At 53.0% G+C, this 23739-nt stretch carries 22 protein-coding genes; 10 read left to right on the forward strand and 12 right to left on the reverse strand.

The annotated features are described in order from the left end of the window. Positions 1 to 50: 50 nt before the first annotated feature. Together ACR6JA_RS19470 and ACR6JA_RS19475 are read left to right on the forward strand one after the other, a co-directional pair. A complete protein-coding gene (locus ACR6JA_RS19470) occupies positions 51 to 1442 on the forward strand; it encodes a nucleobase:cation symporter-2 family protein (RefSeq protein ID WP_494494310.1) in 1392 nt (463 codons plus the stop codon). Between the two features lie 122 nt (positions 1443 to 1564). Then, positions 1565 to 3247, forward strand: a complete 1683-nt coding sequence (locus tag ACR6JA_RS19475; protein ID WP_494494311.1) for an AsmA family protein — start codon at positions 1565 to 1567, stop codon at positions 3245 to 3247. A gap of 13 nt (positions 3248 to 3260) precedes the next feature. On the opposite strand, the gene fabY is transcribed toward ACR6JA_RS19475, so the two are convergent. The 5 genes from fabY to typA all read right to left on the reverse strand — a co-directional run bounded on the left by fabY (position 3261) and on the right by typA (position 8114). Beyond that, entirely contained in the window at positions 3261 to 4202 is a 942-nt protein-coding gene (gene fabY / locus ACR6JA_RS19480) for a fatty acid biosynthesis protein FabY (RefSeq protein WP_008457400.1), read from the reverse strand. A gap of 37 nt (positions 4203 to 4239) precedes the next feature. Continuing rightward, positions 4240 to 4677 carry a D-aminoacyl-tRNA deacylase gene (gene dtd, locus ACR6JA_RS19485; protein ID WP_008457399.1) on the reverse strand — a complete coding sequence of 146 codons (438 nt, stop codon included), beginning with the start codon at positions 4675 to 4677 and terminating at the stop codon, positions 4240 to 4242. Continuing rightward, positions 4674 to 5546: a virulence factor BrkB family protein gene (locus ACR6JA_RS19490; RefSeq protein WP_213716160.1), complete on the reverse strand. Its 873-nt coding sequence runs from the start codon at positions 5544 to 5546 to the stop codon at positions 4674 to 4676. The genes dtd and ACR6JA_RS19490 overlap by 4 nt, the downstream gene beginning before the upstream one ends. Then, the gene (yihX, locus tag ACR6JA_RS19495; protein ID WP_166995819.1) at positions 5543 to 6139 is read right to left on the reverse strand and encodes a glucose-1-phosphatase; all 597 of its coding nucleotides are present in this window, start codon (positions 6137 to 6139) and stop codon (positions 5543 to 5545) included. The genes ACR6JA_RS19490 and yihX overlap by 4 nt, the downstream gene beginning before the upstream one ends. A gap of 148 nt (positions 6140 to 6287) precedes the next feature. Next, complete coding sequence (gene typA / locus ACR6JA_RS19500; protein ID WP_008457395.1) at positions 6288 to 8114, reverse strand: ribosome-dependent GTPase TypA; 1827 nt, start codon at positions 8112 to 8114, stop codon at positions 6288 to 6290. A gap of 376 nt (positions 8115 to 8490) precedes the next feature. On the opposite strand from typA, the gene glnA reads away from it, so the two are divergent. From glnA to ACR6JA_RS19520, 4 genes are all read left to right on the forward strand, one after another. Beyond that, complete coding sequence (glnA, locus tag ACR6JA_RS19505; protein ID WP_039289129.1) at positions 8491 to 9900, forward strand: glutamate--ammonia ligase; 1410 nt, start codon at positions 8491 to 8493, stop codon at positions 9898 to 9900. A gap of 137 nt (positions 9901 to 10037) precedes the next feature. After that, the gene (gene glnL / locus ACR6JA_RS19510) at positions 10038 to 11087 is read left to right on the forward strand and encodes a nitrogen regulation protein NR(II) (RefSeq protein WP_008457392.1); all 1050 of its coding nucleotides are present in this window, start codon (positions 10038 to 10040) and stop codon (positions 11085 to 11087) included. 8 nt (positions 11088 to 11095) lie between these two features. Further along, on the forward strand, positions 11096 to 12511 hold the full coding sequence (gene glnG, locus ACR6JA_RS19515) for a nitrogen regulation protein NR(I) (RefSeq protein ID WP_008457391.1): 1416 nt from the start codon (positions 11096 to 11098) through the stop codon (positions 12509 to 12511). Between the two features lie 112 nt (positions 12512 to 12623). Beyond that, a complete protein-coding gene (locus ACR6JA_RS19520) occupies positions 12624 to 12746 on the forward strand; it encodes a YshB family small membrane protein (protein ID WP_008457389.1) in 123 nt (40 codons plus the stop codon). Positions 12747 to 12774: 28 nt separating this feature from the next. Here the strand turns inward: ACR6JA_RS19520 and hemN are convergent, their stop codons facing one another. Both hemN and yihI read right to left on the reverse strand, forming a co-directional pair. Next, positions 12775 to 14148: an oxygen-independent coproporphyrinogen III oxidase gene (hemN, locus tag ACR6JA_RS19525; RefSeq protein WP_494494312.1), complete on the reverse strand. Its 1374-nt coding sequence runs from the start codon at positions 14146 to 14148 to the stop codon at positions 12775 to 12777. A gap of 190 nt (positions 14149 to 14338) precedes the next feature. Continuing rightward, positions 14339 to 14854: a Der GTPase-activating protein YihI gene (gene yihI, locus ACR6JA_RS19530; RefSeq protein ID WP_494494313.1), complete on the reverse strand. Its 516-nt coding sequence runs from the start codon at positions 14852 to 14854 to the stop codon at positions 14339 to 14341. A 449-nt stretch (positions 14855 to 15303) separates the two neighbouring features. Here yihI and yihA point away from each other — a divergent pair, with 449 nt between their 5' ends. Continuing rightward, positions 15304 to 15939, forward strand: coding sequence for a ribosome biogenesis GTP-binding protein YihA/YsxC (gene yihA / locus ACR6JA_RS19535; protein WP_008457383.1), 636 nt, complete (start codon positions 15304 to 15306; stop codon positions 15937 to 15939). A gap of 120 nt (positions 15940 to 16059) precedes the next feature. Here the strand turns inward: yihA and spfP are convergent, their stop codons facing one another. After that, positions 16060 to 16107, reverse strand: a complete 48-nt coding sequence (gene spfP, locus ACR6JA_RS19540) for a small protein SpfP (RefSeq protein ID WP_071892919.1) — start codon at positions 16105 to 16107, stop codon at positions 16060 to 16062. A gap of 165 nt (positions 16108 to 16272) precedes the next feature. Beyond that, entirely contained in the window at positions 16273 to 19059 is a 2787-nt protein-coding gene (gene polA / locus ACR6JA_RS19545; protein WP_494494314.1) for a DNA polymerase I, read from the reverse strand. 446 nt (positions 19060 to 19505) lie between these two features. On the opposite strand from polA, the gene yihG reads away from it, so the two are divergent. Beyond that, positions 19506 to 20414 carry a 1-acylglycerol-3-phosphate O-acyltransferase, YihG family gene (yihG, locus tag ACR6JA_RS19550; protein WP_213716164.1) on the forward strand — a complete coding sequence of 303 codons (909 nt, stop codon included), beginning with the start codon at positions 19506 to 19508 and terminating at the stop codon, positions 20412 to 20414. Positions 20415 to 20429: 15 nt separating this feature from the next. Here the strand turns inward: yihG and dsbA are convergent, their stop codons facing one another. The 3 genes from dsbA to ACR6JA_RS19565 form a co-directional block, all read right to left on the reverse strand. Further along, on the reverse strand, positions 20430 to 21053 hold the full coding sequence (dsbA, locus tag ACR6JA_RS19555) for a thiol:disulfide interchange protein DsbA (RefSeq protein ID WP_166995823.1): 624 nt from the start codon (positions 21051 to 21053) through the stop codon (positions 20430 to 20432). 27 nt (positions 21054 to 21080) lie between these two features. Beyond that, the gene (locus ACR6JA_RS19560) at positions 21081 to 22067 is read right to left on the reverse strand and encodes a serine/threonine protein kinase (RefSeq protein WP_213716165.1); all 987 of its coding nucleotides are present in this window, start codon (positions 22065 to 22067) and stop codon (positions 21081 to 21083) included. A gap of 84 nt (positions 22068 to 22151) precedes the next feature. Next, positions 22152 to 22421: a YihD family protein gene (locus ACR6JA_RS19565; protein WP_008457378.1), complete on the reverse strand. Its 270-nt coding sequence runs from the start codon at positions 22419 to 22421 to the stop codon at positions 22152 to 22154. On the opposite strand from ACR6JA_RS19565, the gene mobA reads away from it, so the two are divergent. After that, positions 22420 to 23079 (forward strand): molybdenum cofactor guanylyltransferase MobA, encoded by a 660-nt coding sequence (gene mobA / locus ACR6JA_RS19570; RefSeq protein ID WP_213716166.1) that lies wholly within the window; start codon positions 22420 to 22422, stop codon positions 23077 to 23079. The genes ACR6JA_RS19565 and mobA overlap by 2 nt on opposite strands. Continuing rightward, positions 23061 to 23585: a molybdopterin-guanine dinucleotide biosynthesis protein MobB gene (gene mobB, locus ACR6JA_RS19575; RefSeq protein WP_213716167.1), complete on the forward strand. Its 525-nt coding sequence runs from the start codon at positions 23061 to 23063 to the stop codon at positions 23583 to 23585. Before mobA ends, mobB begins: the two co-directional genes overlap by 19 nt. Positions 23586 to 23739 lie beyond the last annotated feature (154 nt).

A 23739-nucleotide genomic window follows, 5' to 3' on the forward strand; every position in this document is an offset into this window, starting at 1 on the left:
CCGTCCAGTCCGTTAAAATCAGCGCTTTTCCAGCCATGAGATCGTCACTGATGTCCGTGAATGCCGTAGAGTCAGATAATGCGCAACCGGTTGCGCAGACTCGCTCGAGCGAACTAATTTATCGCCTTGAAGACCGCCCGCCGCTGCCACAAACCCTTTTTGCCGCCTGCCAACACCTGCTGGCGATGTTTGTGGCGGTGATTACACCGGCATTGTTAATTTGCCAGGCGTTGGGGTTACCGGCATCGGATACACAGCACATTATCAGCATGTCTTTGTTTGCCTCTGGCGTGGCTTCGATTATTCAAATCAAAGCCTGGGGGCCAGTAGGTTCAGGTTTGCTGTCGATTCAGGGCACCAGCTTTAACTTTGTCTCTCCGCTGATTATGGGCGGCATGGCGCTGAAAAATGGCGGTGCAGACGTGCCGACGATGATGGCGGCACTCTTTGGCACACTGATGCTTGCCAGCTGCACGGAAATGCTGATTTCACGCGTGCTGCATCTTGCTCGTCGTATCATCACTCCTCTGGTTTCCGGCGTGGTGGTCATGATTATCGGTCTGTCCCTGATTCAGGTTGGGCTGACCTCTATCGGCGGTGGCTATGGCGCCATGGCCGATCACACTTTCGGCACACCGAAAAATCTGCTGCTGGCAGGCGCAGTTCTACTGGTTATTATCCTGCTGAACCGCCAGCGCAATCCGTACCTGCGCGTAGCGTCCCTGGTCATCGCGATGGCCGTGGGTTATCTGCTCGCCTGGGCTCTGGACATGCTGCCAGCCACGACCCAGGCCGCGAACACCGACCTCATCATGGTTCCTACGCCGCTGTATTACGGGCTTGGCATCGACTGGAGCCTGCTGATCCCGCTAATGCTGGTGTTTATGGTGACTTCGCTGGAAACCATCGGCGACATCACCGCCACCTCCGACGTCTCCGAACAGCCCGTTTCCGGCCCGCTGTACATGAAGCGCCTGAAGGGCGGTGTACTGGCCAATGGTCTGAATTCCTGCGTTTCTGCCGTGTTCAATACTTTCCCTAACTCCTGCTTTGGCCAGAACAACGGAGTTATTCAATTGACCGGCGTAGCCAGCCGCTATGTGGGCTTTGTTGTCGCCCTGATGCTGATCGTGCTGGGTCTATTCCCGGCAGTAAGCGGCTTTGTGCAGCATATCCCTGAACCTGTTCTCGGCGGCGCAACGATTGTGATGTTCGGCACCATTGCCGCTTCCGGGGTACGTATCGTCTCCCGCGAGCCGCTGAACCGCCGCGCGATTATGATCATCGCCCTGTCGCTCGCCGTTGGCCTTGGCGTGTCCCAGCAGCCGCTGATCCTTCAGTTCGCGCCTGACTGGCTGAAAACCCTGCTCTCTTCAGGCATTGCTGCCGGTGGGATCACGGCCATCGTGCTGAACCTGATTTTCCCGCCAGAAAAAGAATAATCCTCTCACGCGCCGGCAATGATTTTTTGCCGGCGCGAAATCTCCTTTGACAATCCCCTCCTTGAGCTACAGCGGTAAATCGGGCATAACACCCTTAGCGAAACTGAAAGGGGTGGAAGGCAATGAAATTCCTCGGAAAGCTGGTTCTTATCCTGTTGGGCCTTGTGATACTGGCGCTGGTTGCCTTTTACATCCTGCTGCAAACCCGCTGGGGCGCGGGCCAAATCAGCAGCTGGGTGAATGAAAAAACCAACTACCATCTCTCTTTCAATGAGATGGAACATGACTGGTCTTCGCCCACCCACCTGATGTTCCATAACGTTACTTTTGGCCGCACCGGCCAGCCCGCAACGCTGGTCGCGAAGAACGTGGATATTGGCCTGAGTACTCGCCAGTTCACCCAGCCTCTCTACGTTGACACCATTCTGCTCCAGCAAGGGACGTTAAATCTCAGCGTAAATGCGGTTCCACTCCCGCTTGAGGCAGATAAGCTGCAGCTGCAGGATATGGCGATTAACAGCCCGGATAGCGAATGGAATCTCAGCGCCCAGCGCGTTGAAGGCGGTGTTTCGCCCTGGCAGCCTCAAGCGAGGAAAGTGCTGGGGAATAAAGCCACTATTGCCTTCAGCGCGGGCTCACTGACGCTCAATGGCGTCAACGCCAGCAACGTCCTGCTGCAAGGGACGCTGGATAATGAACAAGTCACGCTGACCACTATCGGGGCGGACGTTGCTCGCGGCTCGCTGACGGGTAATGCCCACCGCAACGCCGACGGCTCATGGCAGGTGGGCAGCCTGCGCCTCAATGACATTCGCCTTCAAACGGCAAAATCACTCACCGATTTTCTTGCGCCAGTAACATCTGTTCCCTCGTTAACTATCGATCGCCTTGAAATAACCGATGCGCGGCTGGAAGGGAAAGAGTGGGCGGTGAGCGACCTTGCCCTTAGCCTGCGGAATCTGACGCTGGCGAACGGGGGATGGCAAAGCGATGACGGCCAGCTGTCGATGAACGCCAGCGAATTCATTAGCGGTTCGCTGCATTTGCAGGATCCGATCGTGAACGTCGATTTTGCCCCGGCAGGTGCCGCGCTCCGACAATTTAGTTCACGCTGGGAGGGCGGCCTGGTTCGAGCTTCCGGGCAATGGTTGCGCGACGGTAATCAAGCGGTGATGGATGAAGTGGTCGTAGGTGGGCTGGAATACACGCTCCCGTCCAACTGGAAGGCCCTGTGGATGGAGAAACTGCCTGACTGGCTGAACAGCGTTACGGTGAAAAAGTTTTCGGCAAACCGTAATCTGGTTATCGATATCGACCCAAACTGGCCATTCCAGCTCACCGGGCTGGATGGCACCGCCACGAATATCCAGCTGGCACGAGATCATCAGTGGGGTATTTGGTCCGGCAATGCCTCGTTTAATGCCGCGGCGGCCACCTTTAACCGGGTTGACGTGCGGCGCCCGTCGCTGTCGCTGACGGCGAACCAGAGCCAGGTCGCGATAACGGAGCTAAGTGCGTTCGCGGGTGAAGGCTTACTGGAAGCCAAGGCAAACGTAAGCCAGACGCCTCTGCGTACGGTGAGCGTTAGCCTGAAGGGCCAGAGCGTGCCGGTGAATGTGTTGCATGCCTGGGGCTGGCCTGCTTTGCCGCTCGAGGGGAACGGAACTCTTCAGCTTTCGGCGACCGGGCAGGTGGCCGCAGGCACTGCGCTGAAGCCCACCGTAAATGGCACCTTGCAGGCCACCAGCGCCAGTGGGCAACAGATTCAGCAGACTATGCGTAACGGAGATGTGCCCGGCGCGTAGCCTGCATCCTGACCTATTCCTCTTCGTTTCCGCCCTCTTCCAGAGGGCCGAACGGCTTAGCTGGCAGCACCAGATAGACGCCTTCAAACACTGCGCCTGGCGTGTCATTACCGTAAAGCTCAACTTCAAGCGCAACGCGAGCTTTGCGCCCCCGGGCCAGTCTGTCCAAATCACCACTCAGCGACCCGAGGTCAGCCGTTGCCCCCGGTTTTCCGGTGATCGGTTTGCTATAACGGATATGGGCATCGGCCAGAATAATCGTCCCGCCCAAATGACGCTCACGCAACATCAGCCAGATAAGCCCCCAGCCGGTTAACGTGGCCAGCGAGAACAAACTCCCTGCGAAGAGCGTGTGGTGCGGGTTTTGGTTGCCCGTTTCCGGCATCGTGGTAATAAATTTTTGCCCAGTGTACTGCTGAATACGCACGCCCATTTTCTCGCTCAGCGGAATATGTTCGTACCATGCCTGTTGAAGCTGCCCGCACCAGTCGCCCCGATGCAAGATATCATCAAGCGTAGCGACCGGTTTAATCATCAGGAAGTGGCGTACCGGCGTAGTTTGCGGGGTGGTGATTTCCCCCTGATTCACAAAACCAAGCTTGGCAAAAAATGGAACGGCATCTTCACGTGCGCTACAGGTCACGCGCTTAACGCCTTCCTGGCGCGCCACGGACTCCAGCGCCATCGCCACCAGCGTCCCTAAGCCTTTATCCTGAACCGACGGGTGCACCGCCATAAAGCGAATCGCGGCTTCGTTATCGGCATTGATATAGAGGCGGCCCACGGCAACGGTATTGCCCTCTTCATCGACCACCATCTGATGATGCGCCATTGCATCCCAGGCATCGCGCTCGGAACCTTTTGGCTGATGCAGCGGTTTGCGCAACATTTCCCAGCGGAACTGGTAATAACGATCTAATTCTTCTTCTGTTTGTGGCACACGAAGGTGATACATACATTGTTCTCTCGTTGCGCGAGCGGGATGGCGAGGGTTACACCTGCAGCCAGAACGTCACCGGCCCGTCATTAATTAGCGAAACCTGCATATCGGCGGCGAAACGCCCGGTTGGGGCGTCGATACCTTGTTGTTTGCAGCGCTCGACAAAATATTCATAAAGGGCTTCAGCCTGCTGTGGCGCTGCGCCACCGGAGAAGCTCGGACGCATCCCGCGTTCCGTGTCCGCCGCCAGTGTAAATTGAGACACCACCAACAGGCTGCCGCCCGCCTGCTGGACGTTCAGGTTCATCTTGCCCTGCTCGTCGCTGAAAATTCGATACCCTAATACACGCTCGCACAGGCGATTGGCTTTCTGTTCGTTATCTTCTTTTTCGACACCCAGCAACACCAAAAGTCCGGGACCAATTTCACCCGTCACTTCACCCTCCACGGTGACGCTGGCACGGGTAACGCGCTGAATTAATGCAATCATTGTTCTTCCAATTCTTCCTGCTCTGCAGCCTGTCGCAATTGACGGTAGTCGCCCAACGAAGCGGTGATTTCCGCCCCCAGCAATACGATACACCAGGTCCAGTAGACCCAGACAAATAATATGGGGATCACCGCCAGCACGCCGTAAATCAGCTGGTAAGAGGGGAACATGGTGATATAGAGGGCAAACCCCTTCTTACCCAGTTCAAACAGCAGCGCGGCAACCAGCGAGCCTATCATGGCGTCCTTTGCCCGCACGCTGGTCGTCGGCACCAGGCTGTAGAGCAGCCAGAACGCAAGCCAGGAAAGCAGCAGAGGAAAAATACGCAGGACTTCATCAAGCATGCTGTTGAGTTCTGAGGCCCAGCGTAGAGAAAGGAGGTAAGAGCTTATCGCCAGGCTGGCCCCGGCCAGCAGCGGCCCGAGCGTCAGGATCATCCAGTAAATGGCAAAGGAGTACACCTTTGGCCTCGCGCGCTTACTGCGCCAGATAGTGTTCAACGCGCTATCTACCGCATACATCAGCAGCAGCGAGGTGACGATCAGCCCAATGGCCCCCACCGCCGTCATTCTGTTGGAGTTCGCGACAAACTGTTCGATGTAGCGCTGAATCACGTCGCCGGTGGCGGGCATAAAATTGGCAAAAATGAAGTGGCGCAGCTGAACGCTGATATCGGCAAACATCGGGAAGGCGGCAAACAGCGCAAAGACAACCGCCACCAGCGGCACCAAAGACAGCAATGACACATAGGCAAGGTTACCCGCCAGGGTCGTCATGTTGTCCTGGTCGATACGCTGCCACAGCAGTTTGCCCCAGGTCCAGAGAGGCCTGAGGCGATGCACAGTTTTACGGGGCACGCTTTTAATCATCCCTGTTTAGCAAACCAGTCGGGGATAGTCTGCTTGTCGATCACCTGAATGCTCGTGATGCCCAACGCTCGTGCACCGTGAATATTGTCGGCATTATCATCGAAGAATACGGCCTGATCGGCAGAGAAGCCTTCTTCCTCTAGCACCTTAAGGTAGATTTCCGCGTCCGGCTTGCGCATCCCCATTTCCTGGGAGAGGTAGATTTTGTCAGCCGACTGCGCCACTTCCGGGTATTCATCAGGCCAGAAACCGGTATGCAGGCGGTTGGTGTTGGAAAGGACCACCACGCGATGTCCCTGCTCGCGCAGCTTCTGCATGACGCCAATGGTCTCTTTGCGCAAGCCAATGAAAATCGCCTGCCAGCCCGCGGCAAACTGCTCGTAGCTGAGCGCTACGTCCATTTCGTGGCATAAACGTTCGGCAAAGACTTCGTCCGTTATCTGCCCACGTTCATGCTGATGGAAGGTTTCTCCCATAGCGAAACTTTTCTGCAGGTTGGCTAACGGCACCCGGCTGTAATCGCTCCAGACGCCGAGCACGCGATTAAAGTCGATATCAACGATGACGTTACCTAAATCAAAGATATACAGCATGCGCACCTCCTTTCCGACATGGAGAAATAACTGTAGCGGGAAAGGCTGACTTTGACTATCAGAGGAAGGCGAGGTTGCGCATTCTAAGGCAGAAATAAAAAAGCCCCGCCTTTACAGGCAGGGCTTCAGCAGACTGCAGAAAAGAAACTTAAGCTTCTTTGCTACCACGACCCGCACGTTTACGGTCGTTTTCAGTCAGGTGGCGCTTACGGATACGCACGGACAGCGGGGTCACTTCTACCAGTTCGTCGTCATCGATGAACTCCAGAGCTTGCTCCAGGGTCATTTTCTGCGCAGGAACCAGGGTGGTCGCTTCGTCAGTACCGGAAGCACGCATGTTGGTCAGCTTCTTACCGGTCAGGCAGTTTACGGTCAGGTCGTTAGAACGACTGTGAATACCGATGATCTGGCCTTCGTAAACTTCAGCCCCGTGACCCAGGAACAGCTTGCCGCGATCCTGCAGACCGAACAGCGCAAACGCAACCGCTTTACCCTGACCGTTGGAAATCAGTACGCCGTTCTGGCGCTGACCCACTTCGCCCTGACGAATGTCGTCATAGTGGCTGAAGGTGGAGTACAGCAGACCGGTACCGGAGGTCATGGTCATGAATTCGTTACGGAAGCCGATCAGACCACGGCTTGGGATAACGTAGTCAAGACGCACGCGGCCTTTGCCGTCTGGATTCATGTTTTTCAGGTCGCCTTTACGCTCACCGAGCGCCTGCATCACGGAGCCCTGATGCTGCTCTTCGATATCCAGCGTCACGTTTTCGAACGGCTCTTGTTTACGGCCGTCGATTTCGCGGAAGATAACTTTCGGACGGGATACCGCCAGCTCGAAACCTTCACGACGCATGTTTTCGATCAGAACGGAGAGGTGCAGTTCACCACGACCGGAAACGCGGAATGCGTCCGCATCTTCGGTTTCTTCAACACGCAGCGCAACGTTGTGAACCAGCTCTTTGTTCAGACGATCCAGAATCTGACGAGAGGTCACGAACTTACCTTCTTTACCGCAGAACGGAGAGGTGTTGACGTTGAAGAACATGGAAACGGTTGGTTCATCAACGGACAGCGCCGGCAGCGCTTCAACATTTTGCGGGTCGCAAATGGTGTCGGAGATGTTCAGCTCGCCCAGGCCGGTGATAGCGATGATGTCGCCAGCTTCAGCTTCGGTAGACTCGATACGCTCCAGACCCAGGTGGGTCAGCACTTTACCGACTTTACCGTTACGGGTTTTCCCTTCGCTATCAATGATAGTGATCTGCTGGTTTGGCTTCACTTTACCGCGTTTGATACGGCCGATGCCGATAACACCAACGTAGTTGTTGTAGTCCAGCTGGGAAATTTGCATCTGCAGTGGACCATCGAGGTCAACGTTCGGTGCCGGCACGCGATCGACAATGGCCTGGTACAGTGGAGTCATATCCGCCGCCATATCATTGTGATCCATACCCGCGATGCCGTTCAGTGCGGATGCATAGATGATTGGGAAGTCGAGCTGTTCGTCGGTCGCATCAAGGTTAACGAACAGGTCGAAGACCTGATCCACAACCCAGTCAGGACGCGCGCCAGGGCGGTCAACTTTGTTGATAACCACGATCGGCTTCAAACCATGGGCAAACGCCTTCTTGGTTACGAAGCGCGTCTGCGGCATTGGGCCATCCATTGCGTCAACCACCAGCAGAACGGAGTCAACCATTGACATTACGCGCTCAACTTCACCACCGAAGTCGGCGTGTCCTGGGGTATCAACGATGTTGATACGGTAGTCATTCCATTTGATAGCGGTGTTTTTAGCGAGGATGGTAATCCCACGCTCTTTCTCCAGGTCATTGGAGTCCATCACGCGTTCAGTGGCTTCAGCACGTTCGTTACTGAAAGTACCAGATTGCTGCAGCAGCTTATCAACCAGGGTAGTTTTACCATGGTCAACGTGCGCGATGATGGCGATATTACGCAGATTTTCGATCACAACTTTGCCTCAGGCATTAGAAATAGCGCGTTATTGTACACGTATTAATCGAAGGACAGAACAGGATCACAAAGAACCTTTACAAACAATGCAGAAAGTAAGGGTTTGTGATCGCTTTCACGGAGCTAAAAAGGGAGCCATAACGTAAATTGCACCAATATGGTGCTCAGGTTTCATACTGAAGCACTATATTGGTGCAAATTATTCATCCTGGTGCAGCCCTTTTGCACTATGGTGCGCATGATAGCGCCTTTTTAGGGTGATTTAAAAGTTGGCACAGATTTCGCTTTAAACATTTTATGGCGAAAAGCCACATTAAGAAGTGTTTGATTACCTCGTTACCACGACGACTACACCAATCCGGGAGAGTTTAAGTATGTCCGCTGAACACGTTTTGACGATGCTGAATGAGCATGAAGTTAAGTTTGTTGATCTGCGCTTTACCGACACTAAAGGTAAAGAACAGCACGTCACTATTCCTGCTCATCAGGTAAATGCTGACTTCTTCGAAGAAGGCAAAATGTTTGACGGCTCCTCGATTGGTGGCTGGAAAGGTATCAACGAATCCGACATGGTGCTGATGCCAGACCCAACGACGGCGGTAATCGACCCGTTCTTCGCGGACTCTACCCTGATTATCCGCTGTGACATTCTCGAGCCAGGCACTATGCAGGGCTACGACCGTGACCCGCGTTCTATTGCAAAACGCGCTGAAGACTACCTGCGCTCTACCGGCATCGCAGACACCGTTCTGTTCGGGCCAGAGCCAGAATTCTTCCTGTTCGACGACATTCGCTTCGGCAGCTCTATCTCCGGCTCCCACGTAGCTATCGATGATATCGAAGGCGCATGGAACACCGGCACCAAATACGAAGGCGGTAACAAAGGCCACCGTCCAGCGGTGAAAGGCGGTTATTTCCCAGTGCCACCGGTCGACTCTTCTCAGGACCTGCGTTCTGCTATGTGTCTGACCATGGAGCAGATGGGCCTGGTTGTTGAAGCTCATCACCACGAAGTGGCGACCGCTGGTCAGAACGAAGTGGCAACCCGCTTCAACACCATGACCAAAAAAGCCGACGAAATTCAGATCTACAAATACGTTGTACACAACGTGGCTCACGCTTACGGCAAAACCGCGACCTTTATGCCAAAACCAATGTTTGGCGATAACGGTTCCGGCATGCACTGCCACATGTCCCTGTCCAAGAACGGCGTAAACCTGTTCTCCGGTGACAAATATGCTGGCCTGTCTGAGCAAGCGCTGTACTACATCGGGGGTGTTATCAAACACGCTAAAGCGATCAACGCCCTGGCGAACCCAACTACCAACTCCTACAAGCGTCTGGTCCCAGGCTACGAAGCTCCAGTTATGCTGGCTTACTCTGCCCGTAACCGTTCTGCTTCTATCCGTATCCCGGTTGTTGCGTCCCCGAAAGCACGTCGTATCGAAGTACGCTTCCCGGACCCAGCGGCTAACCCATACCTGTGCTTCGCAGCGCTGCTGATGGCCGGTCTGGACGGTATTAAGAACAAGATCCACCCTGGCGAAGCCATGGACAAAAACCTGTATGACCTGCCGCCAGAAGAAGCGAAAGAGATCCCACAGGTTGCTGGCTCTCTGGAAGAAGCCCTGAATGCACTGAACGAAGACCGTGAGTTCCTGACTGCGGGCGGCGTATTCACCGATGACGCGATCGATGCTTACATCGCGCTGCGTATCGAAGAAAACGACCGTGTTCGCATGACTCCGCACCCGGTAGAGTTCGAGCTGTACTACAGCGTCTAATTGAAGTTGTTTTTTGTTGCCGTGGAAACTTTGGCCCATCTTCGGATGGGCTTTTTTCTCCATCGGATCCCCCTGTGACGCTGTTTTTTGTCACTCAAAGACTATAATGCACTAAAACGGTGCACGGAGACTGCTGTATGGCAACTGGCGCGCTGCCCGATGCTGGGCAGATTCTGAATTCTCTCATCAACAGCATCCTGCTCGTGGATGACGAGCTGGCGGTTCACTACGCCAACCCTGCGGCTCAGCAACTGCTGGCGCAGAGTTCACGCAAGCTGTACGGCACACCTTTGCCGGATCTATTGAGTTATTTCTCGTTGAATATTGGCGTCATGCAGGAAAGCCTGATGGCAGGCCAGGGGTTTACCGACAACGAGGTAACGCTGGTCATTGATGGCCGATCGCACATTCTTTCTCTGACGGCGCAAAAGCTGCCGGAAGGGTACATCCTGATGGAAATGGCGCCGATGGATAATCAGCGCCGATTGAGTCAGGAACAGCTGCAACACGCGCAGCAGATTGCTGCCCGAGATTTAGTTCGTGGCCTTGCGCATGAGATTAAAAACCCGTTAGGCGGCTTACGTGGCGCGGCGCAACTGCTGAGTAAAGCGCTCCCCGACCCGTCGCTGACGGAGTACACCAAAGTCATTATTGAGCAGGCGGACCGCCTACGTAATCTGGTGGATCGTCTGCTAGGGCCTCAGCAGCCGGGCATGCACGTCACCGAAAGCATTCATAAAGTTGCCGAACGCGTGGTGAAACTCGTGTCGATGGAGCTGCCGGATAACGTCACTCTTGTGCGGGATTACGATCCGAGTTTGCCGGAATTTGCGCACGACCCTGACCAAATTGAGCAAGTTCTACTGAATATCGTACGCAATGCGCTGCAGGCGCTGGGTAGCGAAGGGGGCGAGATTATCTTGCGTACCCGTACCGCTTTCCAACTGACGCTGCACGGTTCTCGCTACCGCCTCGCGGCACGCATAGATATTGAAGATAACGGCCCGGGTATCCCGGCACATTTGCAGGACACGTTGTTCTACCCGATGGTCAGTGGGCGAGAAGGCGGCACCGGGTTGGGTCTTTCCATCGCGCGTAGCCTGATCGACCAGCATTCGGGGAAAATCGAATTCAACAGTTGGCCTGGTCATACCGAATTTTCGGTTTACCTGCCTATTCGGAAGTAGAGGTCATTATGCAACGAGGGATAGTTTGGGTCGTTGACGACGATAGCTCCATCCGCTGGGTCCTTGAGCGCGCGTTAACCGGAGCCGGATTAAGCTGCACCACCTTTGAGAGTGGCAATGAGGTGCTGGACGCGCTGGCGACCAAAACCCCGGACGTGCTGCTGTCGGACATTCGTATGCCCGGCATGGACGGTCTTGCCCTGTTAAAGCAGATTAAGCAGCGCCACCCGATGCTGCCGGTCATCATCATGACCGCGCATTCGGATTTAGACGCGGCCGTTAGCGCCTATCAGCAAGGGGCTTTCGATTATCTGCCAAAACCGTTTGATATCGACGAGGCGGTAGCGCTGGTTGAACGCGCGATCAGCCACTATCAGGAGCAACAGCAGCCGCGAAATGCGCCGGATAACGGGCCAACGACCGACATCATCGGCGAAGCCCCGGCGATGCAGGACGTGTTTCGTATTATTGGCCGTCTGTCGCGCTCCTCCATCAGCGTACTGATTAACGGCGAATCCGGGACCGGTAAAGAGCTTGTGGCGCACGCGCTGCACCGCCACAGCCCGCGGGTTAAATCGCCGTTTATCGCGCTCAATATGGCGGCTATTCCCAAAGATTTAATCGAGTCAGAGCTGTTCGGGCATGAAAAAGGGGCTTTCACCGGCGCCAACCAGATTCGCCAGGGGCGCTTCGAACAGGCTGACGGCGGTACGCTGTTTCTCGACGAAATAGGTGATATGCCGCTGGACGTTCAGACTCGCTTGCTGCGCGTGCTGGCCGACGGACAGTTTTACCGCGTGGGCGGCTACGCGGCGGTAAAAGTGGATGTCCGCATCATTGCGGCAACCCACCAGAACCTTGAGCAGCGGGTACAGGAAGGCAAGTTTCGTGAGGACTTGTTCCACCGTCTGAACGTCATCCGCGTGCACCTGCCTCCGCTTCGCGAGCGTCGGGAAGATATTCCGCGCCTGGCACGCCATTTCCTGCAAGTGGCCGCGCGCGAACTGGGCGTGGAAGCCAAGCTGCTGCATCCGGAAACGGAAAACGCCTTAACGCGTCTCGCCTGGCCCGGCAACGTGCGCCAATTGGAGAACACCTGTCGTTGGTTGACGGTCATGGCGGCGGGTCAGGAAGTGCTTATTCAGGATCTCCCGAGCGAGCTGTTTGAAACGACAGTGACCGAAAGCGGCGGGGTCACGCAGACCAATCCTGACAGCTGGGCTATGCTGTTGGCACAGTGGGCAGAACGCGCGTTGCGCTCCGGCCATCAGGATCTGCTTTCTGAGGCTCAGCCGGAAATGGAACGCACGCTGCTAACCACTGCGCTGAGACATACTCAGGGGCATAAACAAGAGGCAGCTCGCCTGCTGGGATGGGGCCGAAACACTCTGACTCGTAAGCTAAAAGAGCTGGGTATGGAGTAACGTTCGGCCATTTTGTAAAGAAGCAAATCAGCCCGCAAACTGCTGCTATTTTGTACTTTACTGCCGCACCGGGTTAAGTATGATCGGACGCGTTCAGGCAGGAGAGTCAGTTATGTTGGAATCCGTAATTCATATGGTCACGCGCGGCGCTGAAGCTGGTGCAGCCGCTGGCCATTCGCCGCAGACGGCAGTAGCCGCGGTGATGTGCGCGTTACTGGTGAGCTTCTTTAGCTAAAAGAGAAGGCGGGGAAACCCCGCCTTTTTTATATCACTCTGGAAAACTGCTGCAGGCGCGCCTTTTGCCTCAGATAGGCATCAAAACACATGCAAATGTTGCGAATAAGCAGGCGCCCCTTGCCGGTCACCTGAATCCCCTGCTCACTGACCTCCACCAGCCCATCTTTCGCCAGCGGCGCCAGCAGGCCTAAGTCCTCGGCAAAGTAATCCGCAAATGTCAGCGACCATGCCTGCTCAATATCGGCGAAGTTAAGCTGGAAGTTGCAGATCAGCGCCTTGATAACATCGCGGCGAATGCAATCGTCCCGCGTGAGTGCCAGACCACGCCACAGCGCATTGCCCTGCTCATCCACCTGCTGGTAATAGCGCTTTAGCTCTTTCTGGTTCTGCGCGTAACAGTCGCCAATCATGCTAATAGCCGACACGCCAAGCCCCAGCAGATCTGTATCCCCTTGAGTGGTATACCCCTGGAAATTACGGTGTAGTTTGCCTTCCCGCTGGGCAATCGCCAGTTCATCGTCCGGGCGGGCAAAGTGATCCATCCCGATAAACTGGTAACCAGACCCCGTCAGCGAGCCGATGGTTTCTTGCAGGATATCCAGCTTCTGCTGCGCGCTCGGTAAATCAGCGTCTTTAATCTTGCGCTGGGCGGCGAATAGCGTCGGCAGGTGCGCATAGTTGAAAACGCTAAGGCGATGCGGGCTTAGCTCGGCTACGCGCTTGAGCGTAAAGGCAAAGCTTTCCGGCGTTTGCTTTGGCAGGCCGTAAATCAGGTCAATGTTGGTGGAAGTAAACCCCAACGCCCGCGCACGCTCGATCAACGCGAAGATAAACGCTTCATCCTGCTCGCGGTTGACGAGGCGCTGCACTTCTTTATTGAAGTCCTGAACGCCCATACTAAGGCGGGTAAAGCCTTCCTGCCGAAGATGGTCGAGCACATCCAGTTCAATTTCACGCGGGTCAACTTCAATAGACAGTTCCGCGTCATCATTAAAATGGAAATTGCCACGCAACAGCGCCATCAGGCGGCTTATTTGCGCTTTGCTCAGATAAGTTGGCGTCCCGCCGCCCCAGTGCAGCTGGCTAACCTGCCGGCCCGCAAACAGCGGCGCACGGTGGATGATTTCCTGCTCCAGAGCATCGAGATACTGATCGGCCTTGTGTTGCTGGCGGGTCACAATTTTATTGCAGCCACAGAAATAGCAAAGCTTGTGGCAGAACGGGATATGCACATAAAGCGACAGCGGCCGCTCCGGGTAACGGGCAACTGCCTGCAAAAATGCCGGTTCGCCAAAGGCTTCAGAAAATTCCAGTGCGGTTGGATAAGAGGTGTAACGCGGCCCTGAATAATTATATTTCTGGATCAGAGCCAGATCCCAGTCGATTAACTGCTCAGACATACTCACTCCTTGCGGTGTTGTCGCCGGCGCCGACGAGGCGAAGCTGGCCCGCTCGTTCCACGAGCCATAACCCTTCGCCGCAGCGAATTCTGCAGCCGCGACAGCCGCCGTAGTTTAACGAATAACCACAGCAGATAACACACCAGCGGAATAACCATAATAAGAACAGGTAATCCCATAGGAGTAAACGTCAGTTACCGCCCTTCAGCAGACGCATCAAATCATCCGCTTTTTCTTCTTCTTCCTCTTCATCGTCTTCCCAGGCGATGCCGAGCTGTTCCATTAGTGCATCGATGCGATCGAGCTTCGCATCCACCCAGGACTGCTCTTCCTTACTAAGGGTTTCGCCTGCTTCCAGACGCTCCAGCAGCCCATCCAGACGCTCATCGTTTTCCAGCATATCCAGCTCAGCCTGTGGTGTTAGCATAGGTTTCTCGCTCTTCGGTTTGTGCTGTTTAGCGACCGGTGCTGCATCGGTTACGCCCAGTTGAATAGGTTTTTTACTGCCAATGCGAGGGTCTTTCGCCTGACCCGATGATTTGCCGCCTTTCGCCTGATTTCCACCATTTGCGCGGCTCCCCGCTGCGTGGCCGCTGTGTTTTTTCTGGCGCTTACGTTCACGCGCTTCCTGGTCAATCTCTTCGCGTGATTTACGGCGTGCTTTCGCCGGTTTTTTACCTTGTGGTGCCGAGTTTGGTTGCTTCATGATAAGTCGTCTTAAGCCATTTTATTCAGTATAGAATTGCGGCGGAATCTAGCAGAAAGCAAGCAAAGAAAAAAGGCGACAGGTTAACCCGCCGCCTTTTTCTTATTCTGGCCCCCGTAAAGGAGCAAATATTCCATGTTAGCTTGAGACAACCCTGTCCTTCCTTCGCCGACACACTCACTTTACCGCTACGTTTGTTATTAACAAGGTGGCCGCCCACGTTCACGGCTTCCCCTGCAATAAACCAATCAGTTAATGATTTGAAAATAAAACACTTTTGAATAAATCGTTGCCAATATTCACCGGGATATCTGCCATTTACCATAGCAAATGACTTACAAAATCAATCCACTTCGCTGTAAGCCTTCTGCTTCTGGCGAGAAACACGGCGTTTTCCGCTCGTTCAGGTATAATCCCCGGCAAATGCTTACCTGACGGAGACAACCGTTTTGAAAAACTGGAACTATCAACTGACTAAGTTCGTGCTCAGCGCACCGGACATTCGCCATCTGCCTTCTGATACCGGTATTGAGGTTGCTTTCGCAGGCCGCTCTAACGCGGGGAAATCCAGCTCGCTGAACACGCTGACCAATCAGAAAAGCCTGGCGCGTACCAGTAAAACCCCTGGCCGTACGCAGCTCATCAACCTGTTTGAAGTTGCCGAAGGCAAACGCCTGGTAGATTTACCTGGCTACGGCTATGCCGAAGTCCCGGAAGAGGTGAAACACAAATGGCAGCGCGCGCTGGGGGAATACCTGCAAAAGCGTAACAGTCTGAAAGGCCTGGTCGTGCTGATGGATATCCGTCATCCACTGAAAGATCTCGATCAGCAGATGATTGAGTGGGCAGTAGCCAGCAATATCGAAGTCATGCTGCTGCTGACCAAAGCCGATAAGCTCGCATCGGGCGCACGTAAAGCACAGCTGAATATGGTGCGTGAAGCGATTCTGGCGTTTGGCGGAAATATCGAGGTCGAGGCATTCTCTTCCCTGAAGAAAACCGGCGTTGATAAACTGCGCCTGAAGCTGGATAGCTGGTACAACGATCTTCCGCCGGCGGTGGAAGAGGAAGCGGCTGAAGAGTAATTCGTCTCTTCAAGGATCGTCTGCTCACTCTCAGTTCACAACGCGGCCCAGGCCGCGTTTTTCTTTTCTTTCGCGCAATAAAAAACGCCCCAGTCATTTCTGACTGGGGCGGCTAAATATTCAGCCAAATCCGATTACGTGAAGTAAAAGGTCTGAAAGATAGAACATCTTACCTCTGTACCCTACGCGAATAACTTTACTCCTTTTTAATCGCTCAAAAAAGCATTTTTTGTAGTTTTTTTTCACTTTTTGCATCACATTCTTGAAGCATCATCACAAAAAGCTATGACTTATGTTGCTTAGTTACAAAAACATGACCTGAGCAATTGTCGATTAATGCGCCTCATCCCAGTTTTTGCCACTGCCAACTTCCACCAGCAACGGCACGTCGAGCTTCATGCTGCTTTCCATCAGCTCATGCACCTTTTTAGACACCGCTTCCACGTCGTCTTTGTGCACTTCGAACACCAGTTCATCGTGCACCTGCATGATCATTTTCACACGTGGCTTTTCTGTCTCCAGCCAGCCGTCGACTGCGATCATCGCGCGCTTGATAATATCGGCGGCAGTGCCCTGCATAGGGGCGTTAATCGCAGCACGTTCCGCGCCAGCGCGGCGAGCACCGTTGCTGGAGTTGATGTCCGGCAGATAGAGACGGCGGCCATCCAGCGTCTCAACATAACCCTGATCTTTCGCCTGAGCACGCGTACGCTCCATATACTCCAGCACACCCGGATAGCGCTCGAAGTAGAGATCCATATATTTCTGGGACTCTTTCCGAGGAATATTGAGCTGGCGGGAAAGGCCAAAGGCGCTCATGCCGTAGATCAGACCAAAGTTAATTGCCTTCGCACTGCGACGCTGTTCGCCGGTGACGCTTTCTAGCGGCAGACCAAACACTTCCGCAGCGGTGGCGCGGTGGATATCTTTGCCTTCGGCAAAGGCGCTTAACAGGCCTTTATCGCGGGAGAGGTGGGCCATGATACGCAGTTCAATTTGCGAGTAGTCCGCAGAAAGAATCACATAGTCCTTAGGCGCAATAAAGGCCTGACGAATACGGCGCCCTTCTTCGTTGCGAACAGGAATGTTCTGCAGGTTAGGATCGGTAGAAGATAAACGCCCGGTGGCCGTAACTGCCTGGTGATAAGACGTATGCACGCGCCCGGTTATCGGGCTAATCATCAGCGGTAGCTTGTCGGTATAGGTGGATTTCAGCTTCGCAAGGCCACGGTATTCCAGGATCACTTTCGGCAGCGGATAGTCCAGCGCCAGCTCTTCAAGCACCTCTTCGGACGTCGAAGGCGCTCCGCCCGGCGTTTTCTTCAGCGGCTTAATCCCCTGCTTTTCAAAGAGAATGGTTTGCAGCTGCTTTGTAGAAGAGAGATTAAATTCTTCTCCGGCGATTTCATGAGCTTTGCGTTCAAGCTCGGCCAAGCGCTTAGTCAGCTCACCAGAATGCGCGTGCAAAATAGCCGGATCGATTTTCACGCCGTTGCGTTCAATGCGCGAAATTACCGGCACCAGCGGCATTTCAACGTTTTTAAAGATGCTTAATGGGCCTGCAACCTTCTCGAGTTTCGGCCACATCTTCAGGTGCAGCTGCAGGGTGACATCCGCATCTTCTGCCGCATAGCGCCCGGCAGTTTCCAAATCGATCTGGTTAAAGGTCAGCTGTTTTTTGCCTTTGCCGGCAATCTCTTCAAACGAGATGGTTTGGTGCTTCAGCCAGCGATCGGCCAGGCTGTCCATATCATGGCGGCCTGCGACGCTGTCCAGCGTGTAGGATTCCAGCATGGTGTCAAAAGCGATACCCCGCAGTTCAATGCCATAGTTCTGCATGATGCCACGGTCGTATTTTAGGTTTTGCCCGACTTTTAGCGCCTTCTCATCTTCCAGCAGCGGCTTAAGTAGTTCCAGCGCTCGCTCGCGAGAAATTTGCTCCGGCGCATCGAGATAGTCATGCGCAACGGGGATATAGCAGGCCACACCCGGTTCTGTCGCAAAGGAAAGCCCGACCAGATTGGCACTGACGTTGTCCAGGCTGTCGGTCTCGGTATCAAACGCAAACAGCGGCGTTTTTTTCAGCCGCTCAATCCATTCAAGCAGTACGCTCTCATCCAGGATAGTGATGTAGTTGTCATAAGAGAGTTGGCTGGCTGGCACTTCAGGTTCGGCTTCAACCTCAGCGGCTTTCTGGGGTTGTGCGGCCGGCTTAGCCCCTTTGGCCTGCATCCATTTCCCGGTCTCTACATCGGTTATCCAGCGTTTGAATTCATACTGCTTGAAGAGTGTCAGCAGTTCGTCTGCCGCCGGCTGCTGGACTTCAAGCTGCTCGCAGCCCAGTTCCAGCTCAACGTCGGTCTTAATGGTGGCGAGCTTATAGGAGAGGTAGGCCAGCTCTTTGCTTTGCTCCAGCTTAGCGGCCATAGTTTTCGCGCCACGGAAGGTGAGTTCGGCAATTTTTTCAGGGTTGGCGTAAAGCGTATCCAGCCCACCCAGCCCCTGAAGCAGCGCCTGAGCCGTTTTTTCACCCACGCCCGGTACACCAGGGATGTTGTCCGAAGAGTCACCCATCAGCGCCAGGAAGTCGATAATCAGCTCCGGAGGTACGCCGTATTTGGTCAGTACCTCTTCCGGCCCAAGGATGGTATTGGTCATGGTGTTAATCAGCGTCACGCCCGGCGTCACCAGCTGCGCCATGTCTTTATCACCGGTACTGATCAATACCGGGCGGCCGGCTTTTTCAGCCTCCAGCGCCAGCGTACCGATAACATCATCAGCTTCAACACCTGAGACGGCCAGTAAAGGCAGGCCCATCGCTTTAACCATCGCATGCAGCGGCTCAATCTGCGCTCTGAGATCGTCCGGCATTGGGGGACGGTGCGATTTATAGTCCTCAAACAGCTCATCACGGAACGTTTTGCCTTTGGCATCAAACACTACGGCAGCGTGCGTCGGCTGGTATTGCAAAATCAGGCTACGCAGCATGTTCAGCACACCGTACATCGCCCCTGTTGGCTCGCCACGGCTGTTCGTCAACGGTGGGAAGGCATGATATGCCCGATAAAGATAGGAAGAGCCATCAACGAGGATAAGCGGGTTGTCTGAGATCTGGACCATAATGTTCCGTTCCATGCCTGTGATTAATGTATTGCTAAAGGATGCCATAGCCTGGCCAAAAACATGAACTATTGGGCGCAATATGCTGAAAAGAATTCCTGGATTGGGGGATCCTGCGTGAGATCTTTTTTGTGGATAACTTTGTGTATATTTTTTTAACTAACTAATTTCATGGCATTATTTTTATCGTTCCTTTATTAAATACATTTTAATTTCAGTAGGTTAAATGAATGTTAGTTTAGCCTCACTGAATTAACCAACGATCGTTTGATGTGGATATATACTCAGACGAGTAAGAAAAACGGGCCACTGTTCTCCCCATAAATGCGATCGGTGAAAATCCTGTTCATTTGGCGAGTCTCCATTATAGGTTTTCTGATAAGATCCGCCCCTTATTGCCGCTAATATCAGCATTCCATACACCCTAACCAGCAAAAACATTACCTATGTCGAGATTACTCGCCGCGATCACATTGGTGTTAAGCATTGCACTGACTATTCTGGTCACGGTTGCCTGCTCTGTTCCTATCATTTTGGCCGGGATCGTTAAGCTGATGCTGCCCGTTCCGCCTATCTGGCGCTCGATCTCGGTATTTGCTGATTTCATGATGTACTGCTGGTGCGAAGGACTCGCATTGCTGCTGCGCCTCAATCCTTATTTGAAATGGGATGTCGAGGGATTAGAAGGCCTGAATAAAAAGAACTGGTATCTGTTAATCAGCAACCATCAGAGCTGGGCAGATATCGTGATCCTTTGCGTGTTATTCCGCAAACATATCCCCATGAACAAGTATTTTCTTAAGCAGCAGCTTGCCTGGGTTCCTTTTATGGGACTGGCCTGCTGGGCGCTGGATATGCCGTTTATGAAACGTTATTCAAGAGCTTATTTGCTGCGTCATCCTGAACGCAGGGGTAAAGATGTCGAAACGACCCGTCGTTCATGTATGAAGTTTCGTGCTCACCCTACCACTATTGTGAATTTCGTTGAGGGCTCGCGCTTCACTGCTGAGAAAAAGAAGCAGACCCGTTCACCGTTTAACTACCTGTTACCGCCGAAAGCGGCAGGTATAGCGATGGCGATGAATGTGCTGGGCAAACAGTTTGATAAGATGCTGAACGTTACGCTGTGTTACCCGGACAATAGTCTTCTGCCGTTCTACGATATGCTTTCAGGCAAAATGACAAAAATCGTTGTGCGGGTTTCTTTGGTGCCGATTACCGAAGAGCTTCACGGAGATTATGTTAACGATAAAAGCTTTAAGCGCCGTTTTCAGCTCTGGCTGAATATGCTGTGGAGCGAGAAAGATAAGCAGCTGGAAACGCTACTCTCTGGGGATAAAAAAGCCGGTCAATGACCGGCTTTTTTAATCTTATTTCTTCTCAACCAGGTATTTCACGGTGTCAGCATACTGCTGCACGAAGATATCCATGCTGCTGGTGTCCATGCCCTGCATATTCAGCTGATATTTGCCGTTAACGTACATAGCCGGGACGCCCTGCAGCTGGAGATCGGCTGCCGCTTTTTCTTGCTGAGCAACCAGAGATTTCACCACAAAGCTGTTCCAGGCCGCATCGTACTCTTCCGGTTTCACGCCCGCATCGATGAACACTTTGCGGATGTCGGCATCATTCTGCACGGTTTGAGTTTTCTGAACGGCTTCAAACATTGGGGAGGTGATTTTATCTTCTACGCCCAGCGCCATAGCAACAGCCCAGGCCTGAGTCAGATCTTTACCTAATGGGCCAAGGAACTCAACGTGATACTTGGTCATTTTGGTGCCTTCAGGCAGTTTTTTCTTCACGTTATCAGACACATGAAGAACCTGTTCAAACTGGTAGCAGTGTGGGCAGTAGAATGAGAAAAACTCTAATACCTGTGGTTCACCAGCCACCGGTTTATCCAGGGTGATGTACTGCTTACCGTCGGTAAACTGTGCCGCAGAGGCGCTAAATGCCAGGATCATGCCTGCCAGCGCCAGCCAAATCTTCTTCATAATCAACTCTCTCCTGAATTTTACTGATTAATACATTGGCGTTAATTGTAATGGAGGTTCTCGTAGAACCCGGACCTGCTCTGTAAAGCTTACAGTCTGTCTTCTCCAGAAATCTTCTTCACTAAACCACGGGAAATTTCGGGGGAATGCGGGGTCATCCCAGCGTCGCATTAGCCACGCGAGATAATAGACGATGCGCATAGCGCGCAACGGTTCAATCAGGGTTAGCTCGCTGGTATCAAATGACGAGAACTCTTCGTAAGCTTCAATAATGGTTTCTAACTGCATCCGCTGTTCGGCTTTATCTCCATTAAGCAGCATCCAGATATCCTGCACCGCTGGGCCATTACGAGCATCATCAAGGTCAACAAACAGCGGTCCGTCGCGCCAGAGGATATTGCCAGGATGGCAATCACCGTGCAGGCGCAGTGGTTCAAAATCAGTGTGCCAGGTGCGTTTAACTTCCTCTATTAACGCATCCGTTGCAGTCAGAAAATCTTTCTTAAGAGCGCGGGGAATGAGTTCGCTATTTTCAAATAGCTCGCGCGGCTGGAAGAGATATTCATCCAGACCAAAGGTTGGGCGATGCTGAAAGAGCTGCTGACGACCCGTTTGATGAATGCGGCCAAGATAGCGGCCCACCCATTCCATCTGGTCGATGTTATCAGTTTCATATTGCCGCCCTCCTAGGCTTGGGAACACGGCAAACATAAAGCCCTGATGCTGCAGAAGAGTGTTTCCAGCAAAACAAAGAGGTGCAGCCATAGGCACTTCATCGGCCAGCAGTTCCAGCGCAAAGTGATGTTCTTCTTCAATTTGCGCCGCGGACCAGCGATGTGGGCGATAAAACTTGACCACAAAACGCTGGCGTTCTTCATCCTGGAATTGATAAACGCGGTTTTCAAAACTGTTTAACGGCGTCAGTCCCGAATCCACCCGAATGCCCTGTTCAAAAAGAGCATCGAGGATTGTATCCGGATGTAGAGTCTGGAAATTAAATGCGCTGTCTGTCATCCCGGCAACCGGAAGTAAATACGAATGCTTCAGGATAACATTTCAAAACCGCTTAAGTGTTTCGACTTACAAGCTTTTACTCTTTTATTCCTTAATGACACCGCGAGCGCGCAGCAGTGCCGTTTTGAAATCTTCTTCATAATCTTTTTTAAGGCCAGGGATCGCATCATCTTTTGCAGAATCACGCATTTTCAGGTGATAGATCAGTACATCGTCAGTGAGCTCAGCCAGTTCACCGCGATAGCCTGACTCAGCGGCCAATTTCTGCAAGAATTGTATCAGGTTAAGATCTGGCTCTTTTTGCCATGCCGGCTGAAGCAGCTCAAGAAGTTCGTTAAGGCGCTTACATTTCATGTTGGTGTTCCTTATCACATGTGAAAGACAACACGGTAGCAGGCTCAAACCCACATTAAAAGAGGCGATATTCGTGCAGCGATTAACAGAAGTCACCGGCGTTGTGCTAGCCGGTGGCAGGGGAAGCAGAATGGGCGGCATTGATAAGGGATTAGCCCTGCTTAACGGCCAGCCACTTTTCCAGCACGTCCTCAATGTATTAAAACCACAGGTAGGCGATGTTGTAATCAGTGCCAACAGAAACCTTGAGATCTATCAGCAAAGCGGGATTTCGGTTATTCAGGATTCAATGAGTGATTACCAGGGACCATTGGCCGGTATGTTAGCCGTGATGGAACAAACTGAAAGTGAGTGGCTGCTATTCTGCCCTTGCGATACACCTAATATTCCTGCCGATGTTGCACGCAGGCTTTGGCAAGCGCGTGGGAGCGCGTTGGCAATATGGGCAAATGATGGGCTACGGGATCACCCCGGCGTAGCTTTGCTTCATCATTCGCTTTGTTTGCCATTGAGAGAATATCTGCTCGCTGGCGAAAGGCGAGTGATGCATTTCTTACTGAGCGCAGGAGGACATTCAGTCTCTTTTGATGGCCAGGCTGCTTGTTTTACCAATATAAATACTCTCGATGAGCTTTCACAATGGCAGAAAAAAGGATAACGCCGCCTTTACTGGCTATTTCAGCCTGGAGCGGAACAGGAAAAACCACATTATTGAAGCAGTTGATCCCACTTCTATTGGATAAAGGCATCAGGCCCGGACTCATTAAGCACACGCATCATGATATGGATGTGGACAAACCTGGGAAGGATAGCTATGAACTCCGTAAAGCTGGTGCCGCGCAGACCATTGTCGCCAGCCAGAAGCGCTGGGCACTAATGACTGAAACCCCCGAAGAGCCTAATCTGGATTTACATTATCTCGCCTCAAGAATGGATAACCACAAACTGGATTTAATTCTGGTCGAAGGTTTCAAACACGAAGCCGTGGCTAAGATTCTTTTATTCAGGCAGGAAACTGGCCATAAAGTTGAAGCATTAGAGATCGATCGGCATGTCATTGCTATAGCCAGCGATGTGCCGCTTACCGCTTCTGCCCCTGTATTGGATCTTAATAATGCAGAGGAGATCGCTGATTTTATCTATGAATGGGTAGAACTGCAGTAATACGGAGAAAATATGCTGCTTATGGTTTGTTTTAATCTTTAAAAAGCAAAAAACCCCGGCCTTTCGGTCGGGGTTAATGCTAATTTGATGCCTGGCAGTTCCCTACTCTCGCATGGGGAGACCCCACACTACCATCGGCGCTACGGCGTTTCAC

The organism is Cedecea sp. B1(4) (assembly GCF_059414925.1).

Coding starts and splice junctions, on each gene's coding strand:
- ACR6JA_RS19470 (WP_494494310.1), top strand. CDS start 51: ATGTCCGTGAATGCCGTAGAGTCAGATAATGCGCAACCGGTTGCGCAG.
- ACR6JA_RS19475 (WP_494494311.1), top strand. CDS start 1,565: ATGAAATTCCTCGGAAAGCTGGTTCTTATCCTGTTGGGCCTTGTGATA.
- fabY (WP_008457400.1), bottom strand. CDS start 4,202: ATGTATCACCTTCGTGTGCCACAAACAGAAGAAGAATTAGATCGTTAT.
- dtd (WP_008457399.1), bottom strand. CDS start 4,677: ATGATTGCATTAATTCAGCGCGTTACCCGTGCCAGCGTCACCGTGGAG.
- ACR6JA_RS19490 (WP_213716160.1), bottom strand. CDS start 5,546: ATGATTAAAAGCGTGCCCCGTAAAACTGTGCATCGCCTCAGGCCTCTC.
- yihX (WP_166995819.1), bottom strand. CDS start 6,139: ATGCTGTATATCTTTGATTTAGGTAACGTCATCGTTGATATCGACTTT.
- glnA (WP_039289129.1), top strand. CDS start 8,491: ATGTCCGCTGAACACGTTTTGACGATGCTGAATGAGCATGAAGTTAAG.
- glnL (WP_008457392.1), top strand. CDS start 10,038: ATGGCAACTGGCGCGCTGCCCGATGCTGGGCAGATTCTGAATTCTCTC.
- glnG (WP_008457391.1), top strand. CDS start 11,096: ATGCAACGAGGGATAGTTTGGGTCGTTGACGACGATAGCTCCATCCGC.
- ACR6JA_RS19520 (WP_008457389.1), top strand. CDS start 12,624: ATGTTGGAATCCGTAATTCATATGGTCACGCGCGGCGCTGAAGCTGGT.
- hemN (WP_494494312.1), bottom strand. CDS start 14,148: ATGTCTGAGCAGTTAATCGACTGGGATCTGGCTCTGATCCAGAAATAT.
- yihI (WP_494494313.1), bottom strand. CDS start 14,854: ATGAAGCAACCAAACTCGGCACCACAAGGTAAAAAACCGGCGAAAGCA.
- polA (WP_494494314.1), bottom strand. CDS start 19,059: ATGGTCCAGATCTCAGACAACCCGCTTATCCTCGTTGATGGCTCTTCC.
- yihG (WP_213716164.1), top strand. CDS start 19,506: ATGTCGAGATTACTCGCCGCGATCACATTGGTGTTAAGCATTGCACTG.
- dsbA (WP_166995823.1), bottom strand. CDS start 21,053: ATGAAGAAGATTTGGCTGGCGCTGGCAGGCATGATCCTGGCATTTAGC.
- ACR6JA_RS19560 (WP_213716165.1), bottom strand. CDS start 22,067: ATGACAGACAGCGCATTTAATTTCCAGACTCTACATCCGGATACAATC.
- mobA (WP_213716166.1), top strand. CDS start 22,420: ATGTTGGTGTTCCTTATCACATGTGAAAGACAACACGGTAGCAGGCTC.
- ACR6JA_RS19565 (WP_008457378.1), bottom strand. CDS start 22,421: ATGAAATGTAAGCGCCTTAACGAACTTCTTGAGCTGCTTCAGCCGGCA.
- mobB (WP_213716167.1), top strand. CDS start 23,061: ATGGCAGAAAAAAGGATAACGCCGCCTTTACTGGCTATTTCAGCCTGG.